This is a genomic window from Nocardia sp. NPDC049707, from assembly GCF_040674855.1.
GTDB lineage: Bacteria > Actinomycetota > Actinomycetes > Mycobacteriales > Mycobacteriaceae > Nocardia.
In genome coordinates this window covers 1-15,587 of record NZ_JBFANN010000053.1, presented here as the reverse complement: position 1 = coordinate 15,587, position 15,587 = coordinate 1, and the positions used below count along the sequence as shown (strand labels likewise).

The 15,587-nt window shown below is 65.6% G+C and carries 13 protein-coding genes and 2 pseudogenes; 11 read left to right on the top strand and 4 right to left on the bottom strand.

Annotated features, from left to right (window positions below; translation table 11 throughout):
* Positions 1-608: 608 nt before the first annotated feature.
* Together AB0J29_RS32075 and AB0J29_RS32070 are read left to right on the top strand one after the other, a co-directional pair.
* The gene (locus AB0J29_RS32075) at positions 609-1,955 is read left to right on the top strand and encodes a wax ester/triacylglycerol synthase family O-acyltransferase (RefSeq protein ID WP_364794274.1); all 1,347 of its coding nucleotides are present in this window, start codon (positions 609-611) and stop codon (positions 1,953-1,955) included.
* A 319-nt stretch (positions 1,956-2,274) separates the two neighbouring features.
* On the top strand, positions 2,275-4,560 hold the full coding sequence (locus tag AB0J29_RS32070; protein WP_364794273.1) for a heavy metal translocating P-type ATPase: 2,286 nt from the start codon (positions 2,275-2,277) through the stop codon (positions 4,558-4,560).
* 20 nt (positions 4,561-4,580) lie between these two features.
* Here AB0J29_RS32070 and AB0J29_RS32065 read toward each other — a convergent pair.
* A pseudogene (locus AB0J29_RS32065) lies at positions 4,581-4,766 on the bottom strand (universal stress protein); the annotation flags it as partial.
* A 191-nt stretch (positions 4,767-4,957) separates the two neighbouring features.
* On the opposite strand from AB0J29_RS32065, the gene AB0J29_RS32060 reads away from it, so the two are divergent.
* From AB0J29_RS32060 to AB0J29_RS32045, 4 genes are all read left to right on the top strand, one after another.
* Positions 4,958-5,839, top strand: coding sequence for an ABC transporter ATP-binding protein (locus tag AB0J29_RS32060; RefSeq protein ID WP_364794272.1), 882 nt, complete (start codon positions 4,958-4,960; stop codon positions 5,837-5,839).
* 4 nt (positions 5,840-5,843) lie between these two features.
* Positions 5,844-6,638, top strand: a complete 795-nt coding sequence (locus AB0J29_RS32055) for a hypothetical protein (RefSeq protein WP_364794271.1) — start codon at positions 5,844-5,846, stop codon at positions 6,636-6,638.
* 113 nt (positions 6,639-6,751) lie between these two features.
* Positions 6,752-7,213 carry a DoxX family protein gene (locus AB0J29_RS32050; protein WP_364794299.1) on the top strand — a complete coding sequence of 154 codons (462 nt, stop codon included), beginning with the start codon at positions 6,752-6,754 and terminating at the stop codon, positions 7,211-7,213.
* A 153-nt stretch (positions 7,214-7,366) separates the two neighbouring features.
* Entirely contained in the window at positions 7,367-7,846 is a 480-nt protein-coding gene (locus AB0J29_RS32045; protein ID WP_364794270.1) for a hypothetical protein, read from the top strand.
* Positions 7,847-8,131: 285 nt separating this feature from the next.
* Here AB0J29_RS32045 and AB0J29_RS32040 read toward each other — a convergent pair whose 3' ends face one another.
* Positions 8,132-8,464: a hypothetical protein gene (locus AB0J29_RS32040; RefSeq protein ID WP_364794269.1), complete on the bottom strand. Its 333-nt coding sequence runs from the start codon at positions 8,462-8,464 to the stop codon at positions 8,132-8,134.
* A gap of 532 nt (positions 8,465-8,996) precedes the next feature.
* Here AB0J29_RS32040 and AB0J29_RS32035 point away from each other — a divergent pair.
* A complete protein-coding gene (locus tag AB0J29_RS32035; RefSeq protein ID WP_364794268.1) occupies positions 8,997-9,170 on the top strand; it encodes a hypothetical protein in 174 nt (57 codons plus the stop codon).
* A gap of 179 nt (positions 9,171-9,349) precedes the next feature.
* Here AB0J29_RS32035 and AB0J29_RS32030 read toward each other — a convergent pair whose 3' ends face one another.
* Positions 9,350-9,730 (bottom strand): DUF5313 family protein, encoded by a 381-nt coding sequence (locus AB0J29_RS32030; RefSeq protein ID WP_364794267.1) that lies wholly within the window; start codon positions 9,728-9,730, stop codon positions 9,350-9,352.
* Between the two features lie 264 nt (positions 9,731-9,994).
* Here AB0J29_RS32030 and AB0J29_RS32025 point away from each other — a divergent pair, with 264 nt between their 5' ends.
* The 4 genes from AB0J29_RS32025 (at position 9,995) to AB0J29_RS32010 (ending at position 15,238) form a co-directional block, all read left to right on the top strand.
* Positions 9,995-11,824: a phosphoenolpyruvate carboxykinase (GTP) gene (locus AB0J29_RS32025; protein ID WP_364794298.1), complete on the top strand. Its 1,830-nt coding sequence runs from the start codon at positions 9,995-9,997 to the stop codon at positions 11,822-11,824.
* Positions 11,821-13,539: a SulP family inorganic anion transporter gene (locus tag AB0J29_RS32020; protein ID WP_364794266.1), complete on the top strand. Its 1,719-nt coding sequence runs from the start codon at positions 11,821-11,823 to the stop codon at positions 13,537-13,539. Before AB0J29_RS32025 ends, AB0J29_RS32020 begins: the two co-directional genes overlap by 4 nt.
* 203 nt (positions 13,540-13,742) lie before the next feature.
* Positions 13,743-14,636, top strand: a complete 894-nt coding sequence (locus AB0J29_RS32015; protein WP_364794265.1) for a helix-turn-helix transcriptional regulator — start codon at positions 13,743-13,745, stop codon at positions 14,634-14,636.
* Entirely contained in the window at positions 14,633-15,238 is a 606-nt protein-coding gene (locus tag AB0J29_RS32010; RefSeq protein ID WP_364794264.1) for a short chain dehydrogenase, read from the top strand. Before AB0J29_RS32015 ends, AB0J29_RS32010 begins: the two co-directional genes overlap by 4 nt.
* 79 nt (positions 15,239-15,317) lie before the next feature.
* On the opposite strand, the pseudogene AB0J29_RS32005 reads toward AB0J29_RS32010, so the two are convergent.
* Positions 15,318-15,482: pseudogene (locus AB0J29_RS32005) on the bottom strand (IS30 family transposase); the annotation flags it as partial.
* Positions 15,483-15,587 lie beyond the last annotated feature (105 nt).

The window sequence follows — 15,587 nt, the reverse complement described above, 5'->3', positions numbered from 1 at the left end:
TGCCACTACAGAGTCGAAAGTCCCTTCGGCCGAGGACTTTCCGCCGCAGAACCGGCGACACCTGCGGGTCAGGGGACTCTGCCGCTCGGCGCGTGTGCCGCAGACGATCTGCTGGAATCGGCATCGCGCACCCACCGCCTGGTGATTGTCGACGAGGGGCTGGCGCAATGTCGGCATCGCCGCCGAAATCGCCGCGCACGCAGCCGAACAGAGGTATTGCGAACTCGATGCCCCGGTGCAGTGGGTGTGCACCGCCGAGGTCCCGATCCCCGTACGCCGATCACCGGGAAGAGGCCGCGCTACCGCAGGAAGCGGATGTGGTTGCGGCGGTGCGCCGAGTGGTGAGCTGACGCTTCCATGCAGATGTCTACGGTCGGATTCAGCGTGACGGTCAGATTCGATGACGTGGAGCGGTCTGGATTACCGGAAGCCATATCCCTCGAGGTCCGCCGATGTCGCGGCGGGATATAGGGCAATTAGGCGTTTCGACTGTCGACCTTTGTCCCTCACCCACAGCGGTACGCGCGCGCGAGGATTATCGAGTGGCAGTGCCACACTGTCCCATCCGCGGGTACCGGCTGCCACCATCGATCTGTTCGAGGTTGACCATGACCGAGCTGGGCCCGTTGGATTCAGGTTTCATGGAGTTGGAGGACACCGACCGGCATATCAGCCTGGGCATCGGCGCCGTGGCGATCGTTGCGGGCCCACCGCCGACGCGCGAAGAGTTCAGCACTGGAGTCGCCGCAGGGCTCGAGCGTAACGCCCGCCTCCGCCAGCGGGTGCGCAGGGCGCCGCTCGACCTGACCGCGCCGGTATGGGAAGACGACCCGAATTTCGATCTGGCGCACCATATTCGGTGGACCGCGCTGCCCGAGCCCGCCGACGAGTCGGCGCTGCGCGAACTGATCGCTACGGAGCTGGAGGAACGGCTCGACCGAGATCATCCGCTATGGCAGTGCGTGGTCGTCGAGCGCTTGGCCGGCGATCGCTGGGCGATGATCGTCAAGGTCCATCACAGTATGGTCGACGGCATTTCGGGGATCACGTTGTTCGAGTGTCTCTGCGACCAGCCGGGGGAGGACCACAGCGTGCGAGGCCCTCGTGCGGAGGATCGTTCAGGTAGCGGCCTCTCGGGTCTGGTGGCGAAGGGGATCCGGCTGCCGCTGGTGGCGCCGCGGTTCGCAGTCTCGGTGGTGCGTGGTCTGGTACCGGTGGTGTACGCGGCCATCGCGCCGACTACCGCGACCTCGTTGAACGGGCCGATCGGACGGCAACGACGCTATGTGGTCGCCCGCGCTTCGCTACCGGAAATCCGGGAGATCGGCGCGGCCTTCGATGCGACGGTCAACGATGTCGCACTCGCGGCCATCGCCTCGGCTTACCGAGCCGTATTGCACAAGCGCGGCGAGGAGCCCACACCGGACAAGCTCCGCATCCTGGTGCCGATATCCGTGCGCCCGTCGGACGCGAAATATGTCATGGACAACAGGGTTTCGGCCATGCTCCCATACCTGCCGATCGACATCGAGGATCCGGTGCGGCGACTCGCGGCGGTGCACGACCGGATCTCCGAGCATCGTGCGAAAGGGGAGGCCGAGGCCGAGAAGTCGATGCTGTCGATGGCCGAATGGCTGCCCTTCGCCGTCGTCGCCTGGGCATTCCGGCTGGCCGGACACTTCCCGCAGCACAGCGTCGGCGCCCTCGCCACCAATGTCCCCGGACCGCGCCGACCACTGACCGTGCACGGCCGTGAAGTACTGGAAATCCTGCCCTGCATCCCCATCGCCATGCGCCTACGCACCACGATCGCGATCCTCAGCTACCACGACCGGCTCGTCTTCGGCATCACCGGCGACTACGACACCACCCCCGACATCGACCTGATCGCGGAAGGTATCGAACAGGGTATCGCCGAACTGTTGGCCGCGTCCCGCGTCCCGCGCATCCCATGAGAAGGTGCCGCGACCGTCTCCGTCCTCCGCTGCTGCTTCTTTTCGGACAAGTATGTGGCGACGATGACCATTACCCCGATGAGTACGGCAGCGGTCGGCCAGTCCATGACAACTCCTTCGAATGCGCGGGATCCGATTCCCCTGGCGTCGTCGAGCCGTGCGGTCATGTAGGGAATTCGGACCTGCGAAGGTGCCTTTCGGCCTCGCTCGCACGGCCCACATCGGATGCGACGGTCGAAACGCCGCAAGCGATCAGGAGCGCCTACATGAGTTCTTCCACCTCCGGCCATCCCGTCCACCTGCGCGGTGACCTGGGCTGATGCTTCGGCAGGCATTGCTGGGATACGTGATCGGAGCACTGGTGGCGGCGGGGCTGGTCGCGCGACCGTTCAACACGGGCGCCGCGGATCTGCTCTGGCTGGCGGCGACCGTGATCGCACTGCTGCCGGCGTTGTGGTGGGTCGTGGTCGACCTTCGCAAAGGACGGTACGGCGCTGATCTGCTCGCCGTGGTCGCACTGATAGGTGCGGCCGCGGTCGGTGCGTACTTCGCGGGTGCGCTGATCGCGTTGATGGTGGCCACCGGCCGGGTGCTGGAGGCCTACGCCGGGCGACGGGCGGGGCGAGATCTGTCCGAGCTGTTGCGGCGGGCCCCGGTTCGTGCGCATCTGCGGCGGGCGAAGGGAATCGAGACGGTTGCGGCCGCCACGGTGGAGCCTGGCGATGTGGTCGTGGTGTTGCCGGGGGAGACCGTCCCGGTCGACGGTGTGCTGAGCACCGAGGGGGTGTTCGACGAGTCGACGTTGACCGGTGAGCCAGTGCCCGTCGTCCGCAAGGTGGGCACGGATGTGCGCAGCGGGGTGACGAATGCCGGTGCCGCTGTGGATATTCGGGCCGCCGCCACGGCAGAACAGAGCACTTATGCCGGAATCGTGACGCTGGCCGGCCAAGCGGCCGCGGCCGCGGCGCCAGTCGCGCGATTGGCCGATCGGGTCGCGGTGTGGTTCCTGCCCATCGCACTGGTCCTCGCGGGCATCGCGTGGGTGGTCACCTGGGACCCGGTCCGTGCGGTCGCCGTGATCGTCACCGCGACACCGTGTCCGCTGCTGCTCGCGGTGCCGGTGGCGGTCACCGCGGGGATGTCGCGGACGGCACGGGCGGGAGTGGTCGTCAAGGATGGTGCCGCCCTGGAAACGCTCGGGCGCGCACGGTGTCTCGCGATGGACAAGACGGGCACCGTGACCGTCGGCCACCCCGAGGTAATCGATATCGTCACCGCTCCGGGCGTGTCCGAGGAGGTGACACTGCGTCGTGCGGCTGCGGTCGAACAGTATTCGCCGCATGTGCTCGCCAAGGCCGTGCTCGGCGCTACGGCGGCGCGAGGACTGAAACCTGCTGTGGCCGTGGATATTTCCGAAGAACCCGGGCAGGGGGCAACGGGTACGGTCGAGGGAGATCGGGTGCGGGTCGGCAGGCTGCCCGCGGCTGCGCACCCTGCCCCATGGGTCGATGCCGCGTCCCGGCGCGCGCACTTGGATCTGGCTGGCATCATCTGGGTTTCGGTGAACGATGCCCCGGTCGCGGCGCTGCTGGTGCGTGACCGTATCCGTGTCGATGCGGCACGGACCATGCGCCGACTACGGGGAGCCGGCCTGCACAGGTTGCTCCTGCTCACTGGGGACCGGGTCGACAACGCGACCGAGGTCGCCCGCATGCTGGGCCTCACCGAGGTCGTCGCCGACGCCGATCCCGCCGATAAGATCGCGGCGATCCGCGCCGAACAGCACGACCGCGTCACGGTGATGGTGGGTGACGGTGTCAACGACGCACCGGCCTTGGCCGCGGCGGATGTCGGTGTCGCGCTCGGCTCACGCGGGTCTACCGCCGCGGTACAGGCCGCCGACGCGGTGATCGTGGACGACCGCATCGACCGGCTGGCCGATGCCGTGGACATCGCCCAGCGAACGCATCGGCTGGCCGTGCAGAGTGCGCTCACGGGCATGTCGCTGTCGCTGGTAGCCATGATCGCGGCGGCGTTCGGATTCTTGGTGCCCGCCGCCGGAGCGCTCGTACAGGAGGGGATCGACGTAGCGGTGATCCTGAACGCGCTGCGGGTGTTGCGCACCGGTCGTGGTCGACGCAGCGCCGCGATCGACCCGCTGGTGGCGCGCTTCGCGCGCGAACACGAACGGCTGCATGCCGCCCGTTCCTCGGTGCGCGATGCCGCCGACGCCTTATCGCGCGGGCCGGTACCCGATGCCGACGCCGCACTGCACCGGGCCCTGGATGTGCTCACCGCCGACGTTCTGCCGCATGAGCACGCCGAGGAGGCACAGCTGTATCCGGCCCTGGCGAACTATCTGCGCGACTCGGAGGCGATGGTGACCATGAGCCGCGAGCACACCGAAATCGATCGGCTGGTCGAGCGGATCCGCCGCCATCTCGCCGAGTCGCCCGACGGCATCCGCGCCGACCAGATCGATGACCTGCGCGCCACCCTGTACGGCTTGGACGCGATCCTCACGCTGCACTTCGCGCAAGAGGACGAGGCGTTGTTCACGTTGGCGCGCAATCCGGGTGAGCACGATTCGGGTGTCGCTCGCTAGCGTCGCGCTTCGTCTCGGGGCTATGACGGGTGGACCACCATGACCGCGCAATACGCCTGCTGCACAAGCCAATTGCTCGTCGAGCCGAGCAGCGGTCCCCGGAAACCGCCGCCCCCGCGGCTGCCGACGACGCTCACCTGAGCCGACTTCGACCAGACCAACAGGTGCCGGCGTGGGCCGGCGGCGAAGATTTCGACTCTGTCCACAGCGGCACTGCGCCGATGGTCTGAGGCCGAATCCGGGCGTGTGGAGAGCCAAGCCATCAGGGCGGCGGGGACCAATGTCCACGGTGGGAGGGCCGCCCGACTCTGTCCAGGCCGAAGTCCGCGCAGCACAGTTGACGGAGCCGGTTTCGGACCCCGCCGCAACCGGAAAGTCGCGCAAGGTGGTTTCGTCGATGATCGAACTGGACGGGCTTACCAAGTCCTACGGCCGCAAGCAGGCGCTCGCGGAGGTGACATTGCGTGTCCCCGCCGGAGTCGTCTTCGGCTACGTGGGCCCCAACGGTGCGGGCAAGACGACAACGATCCGTATCCTCGTTGGGCTCATGCGTCCCACCAGTGGTTCGGCGCGGGTGTGTGGTGCGGACACGGTCCGGGAGCGCGAGGCAGCGCAGCGCCATATCGGTTACCTCCCAGGACAATTCGTCGCCTATCCCGATATGACGGCGGAGCGCTATCTGACGTATCTGGCCAATTTGCGTGGCGGCGTCGATCCCACCGTCCGTGACGCACTGATCAAACGGCTGGATCTGGATCCCACCATCCGAATAGACGCGATGTCACATGGCAATCGCCAGAAGGTCGGCATCGTGCAAGCTTTCATGTCCGAACCCGATCTGCTCGTGCTGGACGAGCCGACGACCGGACTGGATCCGCTGGTGCAGCGCGAATTTCTCACCATGATCCGGGAGGCGCGCGACGCGGGACGGACGGTTTTCCTTTCCTCACACGTCCTTTCGGAGGTGCAGGCCGTCGCCGATACGGTCGGGCTGTTGCGGCAGGGTCGCTTGATCGAGGTGCGATCGGTCGCCGACCTCACCGGCCGGGCGCCGCACCAGATCGATCTGCGATTCGCGGGCGAACCGCCCAACACCGACGCATTGCGCCGGATCGCGGGCGTGCGGGAGGTCCGGCGCGACACCAACACCGTGCATATCGAACTGTCGGGATCGACCGCGGAACTGCTGAAAGCCGTCGCACCGTACGACGTCGTCGACATCATCAGCCGCGAACCCGATCTGGAAGAAATCTTCCTCTCCTACTACGGACAGGCGTGAGGCGATGCTGCGCAATGTATTTCTGAAGAGTCTGTATGATCAGCGCCGGGGACTGCTGGGGTGGGGTATCGGCATCGTCGCCGTCGTACTGCTGGAATCGGCACTGTGGCCGTCGATCTCGAATATGGCGGGTCTGCATGAGTTCCTGAACAGCTTTCCGGAGCCGATGGCCAAGCTGTTCAATATGGATCAATTCATGACGGGCACCGGATTTCTCAACGCGGAACTCTTCAGCATGCTGCTGCCGATCCTTTTCCTCGTATTCGCGATCGGCCGGGGTGCCCGAGCGGTCGCGGGTGAGGAAGAAAGCGGTGTACTGGAGGTGCTGCTGATCACCCGGCTCTCGCCGATACGCCTCGCCCTGGACAAGGCCGCCGTGCTGGCCACCGCCGTGCTCGCCCTCGCCGCGATGTTGTTCGGAGCGATCGTGGCGGGTTCGGCGGTATTCGGTCTCGGCATCTCGATCGCGGCTGCTGCGGCCGGTGCGCTGTCCATGGCGCTGATCGGTATCGAATTCGGTTGGCTGGCACTGGCTCTCGGCGCGGCCACCGGTCGTAGGATCGTTGCGCTCGGTGGTGCGACGGTCTTCGCCGTCGCCGCCTATGTCCTCTATGTCGCGAGCAAGATCGTCGACAGTGTGCGCCCATGGGGCCCGTTGTCACCGTTCCATCAGGCGATCGAGGGCGGACCCATCGGGGCGGGACTCTCCGTGGCGTACATATGGCTGGTGGTAGCCGGCGCGGCGGCCGTACTCGCGGCGCTGCCGGTGTTCGATCGGCGTGATATCGCGGGCGTCTGAGCGCCGAGCCGAATCGGTCGTCGTCGACCCGAGTAGGCTGCCGGATGTCGAGTGACGATCTCGGGAGGCGGGTGCCGGTGATGGGGTCGGAACGATTCTCATAGACGCGGCTGCTGCGCGCGGATGGGTCACCGGCGGTGATCTGTATCCGTCTGGCGGTCGGGTTGGTCTTCCTGAGCGAAGGAATACAGAAGTTTCTGTACCCGGACAAGCTGGGCCCGGGCCGATTCGACAAGATCGGGATACCGGCGGCGACGTTCTTCGCCGACCTCGACGGCGTGGTCGAAATCGCCTGCGGCGCATTGGTTGTCGTCGGCCTGCTGACCCGGCTGGCGGCGGTCCCGCTGCTGATCGATATCAGCCTGGCGATCGTGCTGACCAAATTGAGGGAGCTGCGGCCCGGCGGTTTCCAAGGCGTGCAAGGCTTCTGGGGCATGGCCCACGACGCCCGCACCGACTTCGCCATGCTGCTCGGCCTGATCTTCCTGCTGTGGACCGGACCCGGCCGCTGGTCACTCGACGCCAGACTCACCAATAACGCTCACGCCGCACGCAACACTGCCTCGAACCCGTAGCTGCCTGCGACAGTGCCGCAGCAAACGTCGACGCCGGGATGTGCTCCTGTGACGTGGTGTCGGTTGGTGAAGACCTCACTGCAGGTGCCTGGCCTATCGACCGCCCAGCCGTGGGAAGAGGATGTACCCGGTGCGACCGCGACACTACCTCGAATGGATATACCAGAGGGCCTCTCTGAACTTTCGATACTGATCGCCCACGAACTGCGGAAAGCCGGTGTGCCGGATAGCAAACCAGACCATTTGGGCGCAAGCGAAGCTGGAGGTTTCTCGCTCGGCGCTGGAGGCTCCTGGCTCGGCCAAGGATTCACCACCCCACCCCATGTTGCGGTGGGGTGGGCTACATCCAGAGATCTTGAAGTCGAAGCCCGTCGGGCGCAGTCTCGTTTGCTCTACTCGTCCGAGCATAGAGACCGAACCGTGCGAGAACGACTGGATGAACTGGCGGCGACCGCCTCACCTTTCGGCTATCGCGGCCGAATTTGTCAAATCATGGCCAGCGCGATACTGGAGATCCTGTTGTTGGCGGGGTTCGATGCTCAGATGAGCATCGACGATTTCGACGATCCTGCTGTGTGGACCGTGCTGGTGTTCGGCCGGACCGAATCCACGGAACCTCGCAATCCAGTCTGAACACCTGTGGGCGTCATTGGTCACATGCTGTAGCTGCCGTCCCATGGCCAACGAAGCCCAGCCGGTCCGAACAGCGCTCCGTCGTGCGTATCGGTGAACGGTGAGACCAGGAAAAGCGGACACCGGTAGGGCCGCGATTTCGAATTGGACCGACGCCCACCAGTGCGCCTGGCTGAACCGCTAGTGTTCTCCGACGTCGGAGTCGGGGTCGAAGGTCCCTTGTGGGGCGAACACAGAGCAACCGACGATGGTTGGGTATCACGAAGTGTCCGAAGCGCTCGTTTATCACGCTTCTTTCTCCCGCACCTTTGCTGGTGCGCAGTTCAAATGAGAAGGAATGATCAGATGCTTACCAAAATCGCCGGCTCCCTCGCCGCAACCGCAATGATTCTGTCTCTTGGCGTCGTCGGGGCTACCACCGCATCCGCGAGCCAGACTTCGGCTTCGCCCGCTGAAGGATCGATTGGACTGTGCTTCGCCCTCCCATTCCCGGGATCGGCCTCCTTGGTCTGGTGCCTCTGAATCAGCCGCGCCCGACTGAGGATATTCGGCTCTGTTCATCCCTTTGATCGCGACGGTGGCACCGAACTCCACCATCGCACCCAACGTGTCATCCATTGTCGCAGTGGAGGTTTCGCCAAGGAAGCCAAGTGAACCGGCGGCGAAGGCCGAGGTGTACCGGCACCGTCGGTGACCCGGGTTCTTGCCGGTGTGGCCGGCCGCGGCCGCACCGCGCTGGCGGGAATGCCGATCGGCGCGGCGATCATCGCCGCCACTCGCTGACACTGACACGTATGGACGACCCGTATCGAACGCTATCCAGTGACCGAATCCGATCAGACCATCAGCCGCCATCATGCCGAGCTGATCGGCGAGGAGTTCGGTGGCATCTATGAGATCCCGGAATGGGTGGTGGAGCCGACTTTCGCAGGAGGGCGGACTACGCGCAGTCACGAGTGCTCGACGAGCCAGCCCAACCGTTACAGCCTTGCGGCTCGACCTTCATTCCGGCACAACGTTGTTCGTCGATGAGCCGACCGGTGTGGACGCGATCGTCTACCGCGGTGATCCGTCGGGAGTCCGCTTCGCCGACTAACCGCGAAGGACGCGTTCCGACCCGCATGCGGTAATGCCTCTGACCATTGATCCCGTGTCTGCCCCGCTGCTGTCCGAGGCGCAGGCAGTCGACCTGCTGTGCCGCGACGGCCTGGCCTTTCTGTTCTTCACCGATTCCAGGAGCGGACGCGGGCATTTGCTCTACCGCCGCTACGACGCCGACCCCGGACTCATCACCCCGGTCGGTCCTGGCCTTGTTACTGAATGACCTCTACCAGTGGCCGATGGTGCAGACCGAAGTCAGGATCACGGTGGCGAAGAGTCGCAGTCGGCGATAGGAATCTATTGTCCGGCACCGATCGCAACCCGTCGGTCGCCGTTGGGCTCGATTCGCCCCGTGCAGTGCCGGTTTGTTTCAAGAAGGGGGGAGTTGCGAACGTCTGGGGGTCAAGCACGTCCGTGGCGACGTTCGTAGTCGAGACGTGCTGCTTCGGAGCGTCGGCGGGAATCGGCGTCGGCCAGTGCGGGGTCGAGGCCGTGCTTGATCAGGCGGCTGCGTCGGTAGACATACATCAGGGCCACGGTGAAGTAGATCAGCGGCAGATAGAGCAGCGCCATCATTGCCATGCCTATCCATTTCGGGCCCGGGATAAGCAGGAACAGCATGAGCGGCGGGATGACCGGGATGAGGAAGCGCATCAGGTAACGCCGTGCCGCACCGGGCCCGGTCAGGTCGTTGCGCACCCATTCCGACATCGACGCGGGCAGGGTTCGGCCGAAGATGTAGCCGATCCGCTGGGGCAGGGTCGGTGTCGTGCGTTCGCTCATCGGGCCAGTATCCCTCACAAGGTGTGCTGTTTGCTAAAGTGCGCAATCACCAGATCAGTCATTGGTGCCGATGCCACACAGGGCGGGAGGTTGGTTCGGGGGTGCCGGGAACGAGTTCGCCCCTTTCATAGATGAAGGCCGGCTTCCTCGACACGTGCTGAAACCGCGTGGTGGGCATTGTCACAGTCCTATCGCCAGCCAGCTGATTGCATAATTTCTAAACTAGATACCTAGCAAGTTCGAAGGAGAGCAGCTGTGACCGATATCGGCGCATCCCCCTTGTCCGTGCAGGACCCGACCGATCATCCCGGCATCACCGAGTGGGTGCGCGAGGTTGCCGAGCTGACCGCGCCGGAGCGTGTCGTCTGGTGTGACGGCTCGCGGGCTGAGTGGGACCAGTTGACCGGGGAGTTGGTGGCCAAGGGCACCTTCGTGCCGCTGACCGGTAAGCCGAATTCGTTCTGGTGCGTATCAGATCCCGACGATGTGGCGCGGGTGGAGGACCGCACGTTCATCTGCTCGGAGGACCAGAACGACGCGGGCCCGACGAACAACTGGGTCGACCCGGTCGATATGCGCACGGTGATGACCGAGCACTACCGCGGCGCGATGGCGGGTCGGACGATGTATGTGATCGCGTACTGTATGGGTCCTTTGGATGCCGCCGAGCCGAAATACGGTGTGCAGATCACCGATTCGGAGTACGTCGCGGTCTCGATGCAGATCATGACCCGCTCCGGCGCGGCGGTGTGGGAAAGGCTCACCGACGGTGTCGAATTCGTGAAATGTCTGCACTCGGTCGGCGTGCCCTTGGCGGCAGGGGAGACCGATGTGGCGTGGCCGTGCGATAAGACCAAGTACATCGCGCATTTCCCGGAATCACGCACCATCTGGAGTTACGGCTCGGGCTACGGCGGCAACGCCCTGTTGGGCAAGAAGTGCTTCGCGCTGCGGATCGCTTCGGTACTCGGCCGCGACGAGGGGTGGCTGGCCGAGCACATGCTGATTCTGAAACTGACTTCCCCGCAAGGCAAGACGCATTACATCGCGGCCGCGTTCCCGTCCTCGTGCGGCAAAACAAATCTCGCCATGCTCGAACCAGCGCTGCCCGGTTGGCAGGCCGAGACCATTGGCGATGACATCGCGTGGATGCGTTTCGGCGCCGACGGCCGGTTGTACGCGGTCAATCCCGAGGCCGGGTTCTTCGGAGTCGCACCCGGTACCGGGGCGAAGACCAACCCGAACGCGATCGCCACCATCGATATCGGTAATTCGATCTTCACCAATACCGCGCGCACCGACAGCGGCGACGTGTGGTGGGAAGGCTTGACCGACCAGCCGCCCGCACACCTGACCGACTGGCATGGCCGAGACTGGACACCGGAATCGGGAACCCCTGCCGCGCACCCGAATTCGCGCTACTGCACCCCGATCGAGCAGTGCCCGTCGGTGGCCCCGGAATGGAACGACCCGACCGGTGTGCCGATTTCGGCGATCTTCTTCGGCGGCCGTCGTGCGTCGACGATCCCGCTGGTCGCCGAATCGTTCGACTGGCAGCATGGGGTGTTCACCGCGTCGGTGCTGTCGTCGGAAACCACGGCCGCGGCCGCGGGCAAGGTCGGTGTCGTGCGCCGCGATCCCATGGCGATGCTGCCGTTCCTCGGTTACCACGTCGGGGACTACTTCGCGCACTGGCTGTCCCTCGGCGTCGGCGCGGATGCCGCGAAACTGCCGAAGATCTTCCAGGTCAACTGGTTCCGCCGCGACGCGGACGGCACATTCCTGTGGCCGGGATTCGGCGACAACGCCCGTGTGCTGAAGTGGGCGCTGGAGCGGATCGAGGGCACCGCGCCTGCGGAATGGACCCCCATCGGTCATGTGCCGTCCGCCGATGCGCTCGACCTGTCCGGGCTCGACGAGGACGTCCGCGACCTGGTCGAGGCCGCCCTTGCGGTCGACATCGACGAGTGGGTGGCCGAGACGCGCTCGATCGATGAGTGGTATGCCACCATCGGCGGCAACCGGCTGCCGGAGGAACTACGCGAGCAGCAGGCCGCGCTGAAACTGCGCTTGCTCGACGCCCGCCGAGCATGAGGGCGCTACTTCCCACCTGGCCGGAATGGAAGCCCGCGGTTCGCGCCCCCGGCGCGGACCTGCTGGCCGGTCTGATCGTCGCCTTGGTGGCGTTGCCGCTAGCGCTCGGATTCGGGATCAGCTCCGGGCTGGGTGCGGCAGCGGGCCTGGCGACGGCGGTGATCGCGGGCGCGCTGGCCGCGGTGTTCGGCGGCTCCCGGTTCCAGGTGTCGGGACCGACCGGCGCGATGACGGTTGTGCTGGTGCCGATCGTGCACGCGCACGGCGCGAGCGGTGTGCTGACAGTCGGGCTGATGGCCGGGATCATGCTCGTCGTGCTCGCTGTCGCGGGCGTCGGGCGCGCGGTGCGGTACATGCCCGCCCCGGTGATCGAGGGATTCACCGCCGGCATCGCGGTCGTGATCGCGCTGCAACAGTTCCCGGCCGCACTGGGGATCGCCGACGCCGAGGGTGACAAGGTGTGGCAATCGGCCCTCGATGCCGTGCGCAGGTTCGCGGTGGAACCGAGTCTGGCGACCCCGGCAACCGCGCTCGTGGTGGCCGTCGTCATCCTGATCGGTGGCCGTTATCTGCCCAAGCTGCCGTTTGCGTTGGTCGCGGTCGCCATCGCAACGGTGATCACCGGCGTATTCGATCTGAACCTGTCATTGATCGGGTCCATCCCGTCCGGATTGCCCGCGCCGTCGCTGGGCTTCGTGCACCTGAACCAACTCGGATCGCTGCTGGCGCCCGCGCTGGCGGTGGCGGCACTGGCCGCGCTCGAATCGCTGCTGTCGGCGACCGCCGCGGACTCCATGTGCGTCGGCACCCGGCACAACCCGGACCGCGAACTGTTCGGCCAAGGCCTGGCCAACATCGCGGCACCGCTGTTCGGCGGTGTCCCGGCTACCGGCGCGATCGCCCGCACCGCTGTCAACGTCCGCTCCGGCGGCCGCACCCGCCTGGCCGCGCTTACCCATGCGGTGATCCTCGCGGGGATCGTCTACCTCGGCACGTCACTGGTCGCCGACATTCCCTTGGCAGCGCTCGCGGGCGTGCTGCTGGCGACAACCGTGCGGATGGTGGAAACCGCATCGCTGACCGCGATCGCGCGGGCCTCGCGCGGCGACGCGATCATCATGGTCGTGACCTTCCTGGTCACCGTCGCACTGGACCTCGTCACGGCGGTCGCGGTCGGTGTCGGATTCGCGATCGTGCTCGCGCTGCGGGCGGTGGCCCGCGAGGCCCGCCTGGAACAGGTGCCCCTCGATGACACCGACCACCTCGCCGAGGAACTCGACCTACTGCACGACCACATCGTCGCCTACCGCATCGAAGGACCGCTGTTCTTCGCCGCCGCACACCGGTTCCTCCTGGAACTGGCCGAGGTTGCCGACGTCAAGGTCGTGATCCTGCGCATGTCCAAGATCACCGCGCTCGACACCACCGGCGCACTGGTGCTCAAGGACGCCATCGGCAAACTCGAGCACCGCCACATCACCGTGCTGCTGTCCGGGCTGCGCCTCGATCACCGCCGCCGCATCTCGGCCATCGGAGCGCTGCCTGGCGGTGGCGCCGATGCCCTCTTCGCCAACACCCGCGAGGCGATCGATCATGCCCGCCGCTTCGTGCCGGTGAGCCATCCGAAGTTCCTCGCACACCACGCGGCCGCCGGGGCCGACCACGATGAGCCGACAGCATCCGACGCCGAGGACAGCGGGGCACTCATCCGCTGAGCGCAAGGGCATTCGAAGACCGTGGTGTCCCAATGGTTTTCGTCAAGCTCCACGTGGCCGCCGTGCGGCTGACGAACTGGAGTCGCCACATCGGATCTGGGTTCCCAAGCCCAGCAGGATGCGACACATAATGCCCGGAAGGTTGGCGAGGGTACCTATGTTTGGGGCAGGCAGACGCTGGTGGCCGACACGATGATGGATTGGTGGCCAATACACGAGCGAACGATCTCGGCGGGTTTCTGCGCAGCCGCCGCGAACGACTGACTCCAGAAGAAGCGGGCATCGAACCTGGCGTCACTTATCGGCGAGTCCCTGGCCTGCGCAGGGAGGAGCTGGCCGAGCTGGCCGGGGTCAGTGTCGGTTACTACACGCGCCTCGAACAGGGGGGCAGCGATAGCGCTTCTGCCGCAGTCATCGACGCGCTGGCCGCGGCGTTGCGGCTCGATTCTGCCGAGCATGAGCATCTGCGGATTCTCGCTGTGCCGAGACGGCTGACTCGGTCTCGTTCCCGCAGCAGTAAGCTGCGGCCCTCGGTACGGGAGTTGCTCGCCGTTATCCCTGGAGTACCAGCGATCGTGATCGACCACCGCGCCGACATCCTCGCATGGAATCGCCTCGGTCACGCTCTGCTGGCCGGCCATGTCGACTTCGACGCCCCGGACACGAGGATCCGGCCGAACATCGCCCGAATGCTGTTCCTCGACCCCCACCACCGCGCGTTGTATTGCGACTGGCACGCCAAAGCGCAGGTCACAGTCGCGGCCCTGCATCAGGCGGTGGCGCGGCATCCGGCCGACCACATGCTCGAACAGATTGTCGGCCAACTTGCCGTCGACAGCCCGGAGTTCGCGAGAATGTGGGCGCGGCGCCCCGTCCAAACCTGCTCGTACTACGTGCGCGAACTCGACCATCCAGTCGTCGGGCGAGTGACCTTGGCGAACGAGACGGTCACCTTGACTGACGATGACCAGCAGATCGGGCTGTTCTACGCGCGTCCCGGCACATCCGATGCCGACGCGCTCACCTTGCTGACACAGAGCCTCGGACCAAGCCTCGCACCAGCAATAACCCCATCTCGGAAGGAGAACCCACGGTGAGAATCATTGTTGTCGGCGGCGCGGGCACCATCGGACGACGGTTGGTACCCGCGCTGCGATCGCACGGCCATGACGTTGTCGTGGCCGGACGCACCACGGGTGACATCCGCGTCGATCTGACCGCACACGAAACCATCGAGTCCATGTACCGCGAGGTCGGGGCGGTCGACAGCGTCGTGAGCATCGCAGCGCACGGCGCGCTCGACGAGTTCAGCACGCTGACATCGGACGCGCTGTACGACAACATGCAAGCCAAGTTCTTCGGGCAAGTTGATCTGGTCCTCACCGGACAGCATCACTGTGCCGACGGCGCGTCCTTCACCCTGACATCCGGTATCTTCGCCGACCAACCGTGGCCGCACGTCACTGGCGGCGGCGTCATCAGTGGAGCCTTACACAGCTTCGTCCTCTCGGCCGCGATCGAGCTACCGCGGCGTATGCGGATCAACGTGGTCAGCCCCACCATGATCGGTGATTCCGTCGACGCCTTCGCCGGACACTTTCCTGGTATGCGTTCGGTGCCGATGGACGAACTCGTCGACCACTACCTGCGCTGCATCGAAGGCGAAGACACCGGCGGCGTCATCCGCGCATATGGATGACCGTTCACTCACCGGCGCCCGCCTGGCCTGGGCACTCGGCGCCGCGATGCTGCTGATCGCGATCGCCTTCGCCTTCGATTCAATCTGTCAACGCAACACATTCCGCGGGCGTGCGGTAGTCGAGGCATTTGCGCGGCCGGTTGTTGAGGCGGTCGGCGATCGCGTCGAGGTCTGCCTGGCTGTAGATGCTGAGGTTGGTGCCCTTCGGTAGGTACTGGCGTAGCAGTTTGTTGATGCTTCTATGTCAAGCAGCGGGCTGGTGGCGGGTGATGTGGTGCTGCCAGGAAGCTTGATCGGCGGTCATGGCGCGATGGACGACGTCGACGAGATGGCGTTGGAGGATCCGGCG

Coding starts and splice junctions, on each gene's coding strand:
- AB0J29_RS32075 (WP_364794274.1), top strand. CDS start 609: ATGACCGAGCTGGGCCCGTTGGATTCAGGTTTCATGGAGTTGGAGGAC.
- AB0J29_RS32070 (WP_364794273.1), top strand. CDS start 2,275: ATGCTTCGGCAGGCATTGCTGGGATACGTGATCGGAGCACTGGTGGCG.
- AB0J29_RS32060 (WP_364794272.1), top strand. CDS start 4,958: ATGATCGAACTGGACGGGCTTACCAAGTCCTACGGCCGCAAGCAGGCG.
- AB0J29_RS32055 (WP_364794271.1), top strand. CDS start 5,844: ATGCTGCGCAATGTATTTCTGAAGAGTCTGTATGATCAGCGCCGGGGA.
- AB0J29_RS32045 (WP_364794270.1), top strand. CDS start 7,367: ATGGATATACCAGAGGGCCTCTCTGAACTTTCGATACTGATCGCCCAC.
- AB0J29_RS32040 (WP_364794269.1), bottom strand. CDS start 8,464: ATGGATGACACGTTGGGTGCGATGGTGGAGTTCGGTGCCACCGTCGCG.
- AB0J29_RS32030 (WP_364794267.1), bottom strand. CDS start 9,730: ATGAGCGAACGCACGACACCGACCCTGCCCCAGCGGATCGGCTACATC.
- AB0J29_RS32020 (WP_364794266.1), top strand. CDS start 11,821: ATGAGGGCGCTACTTCCCACCTGGCCGGAATGGAAGCCCGCGGTTCGC.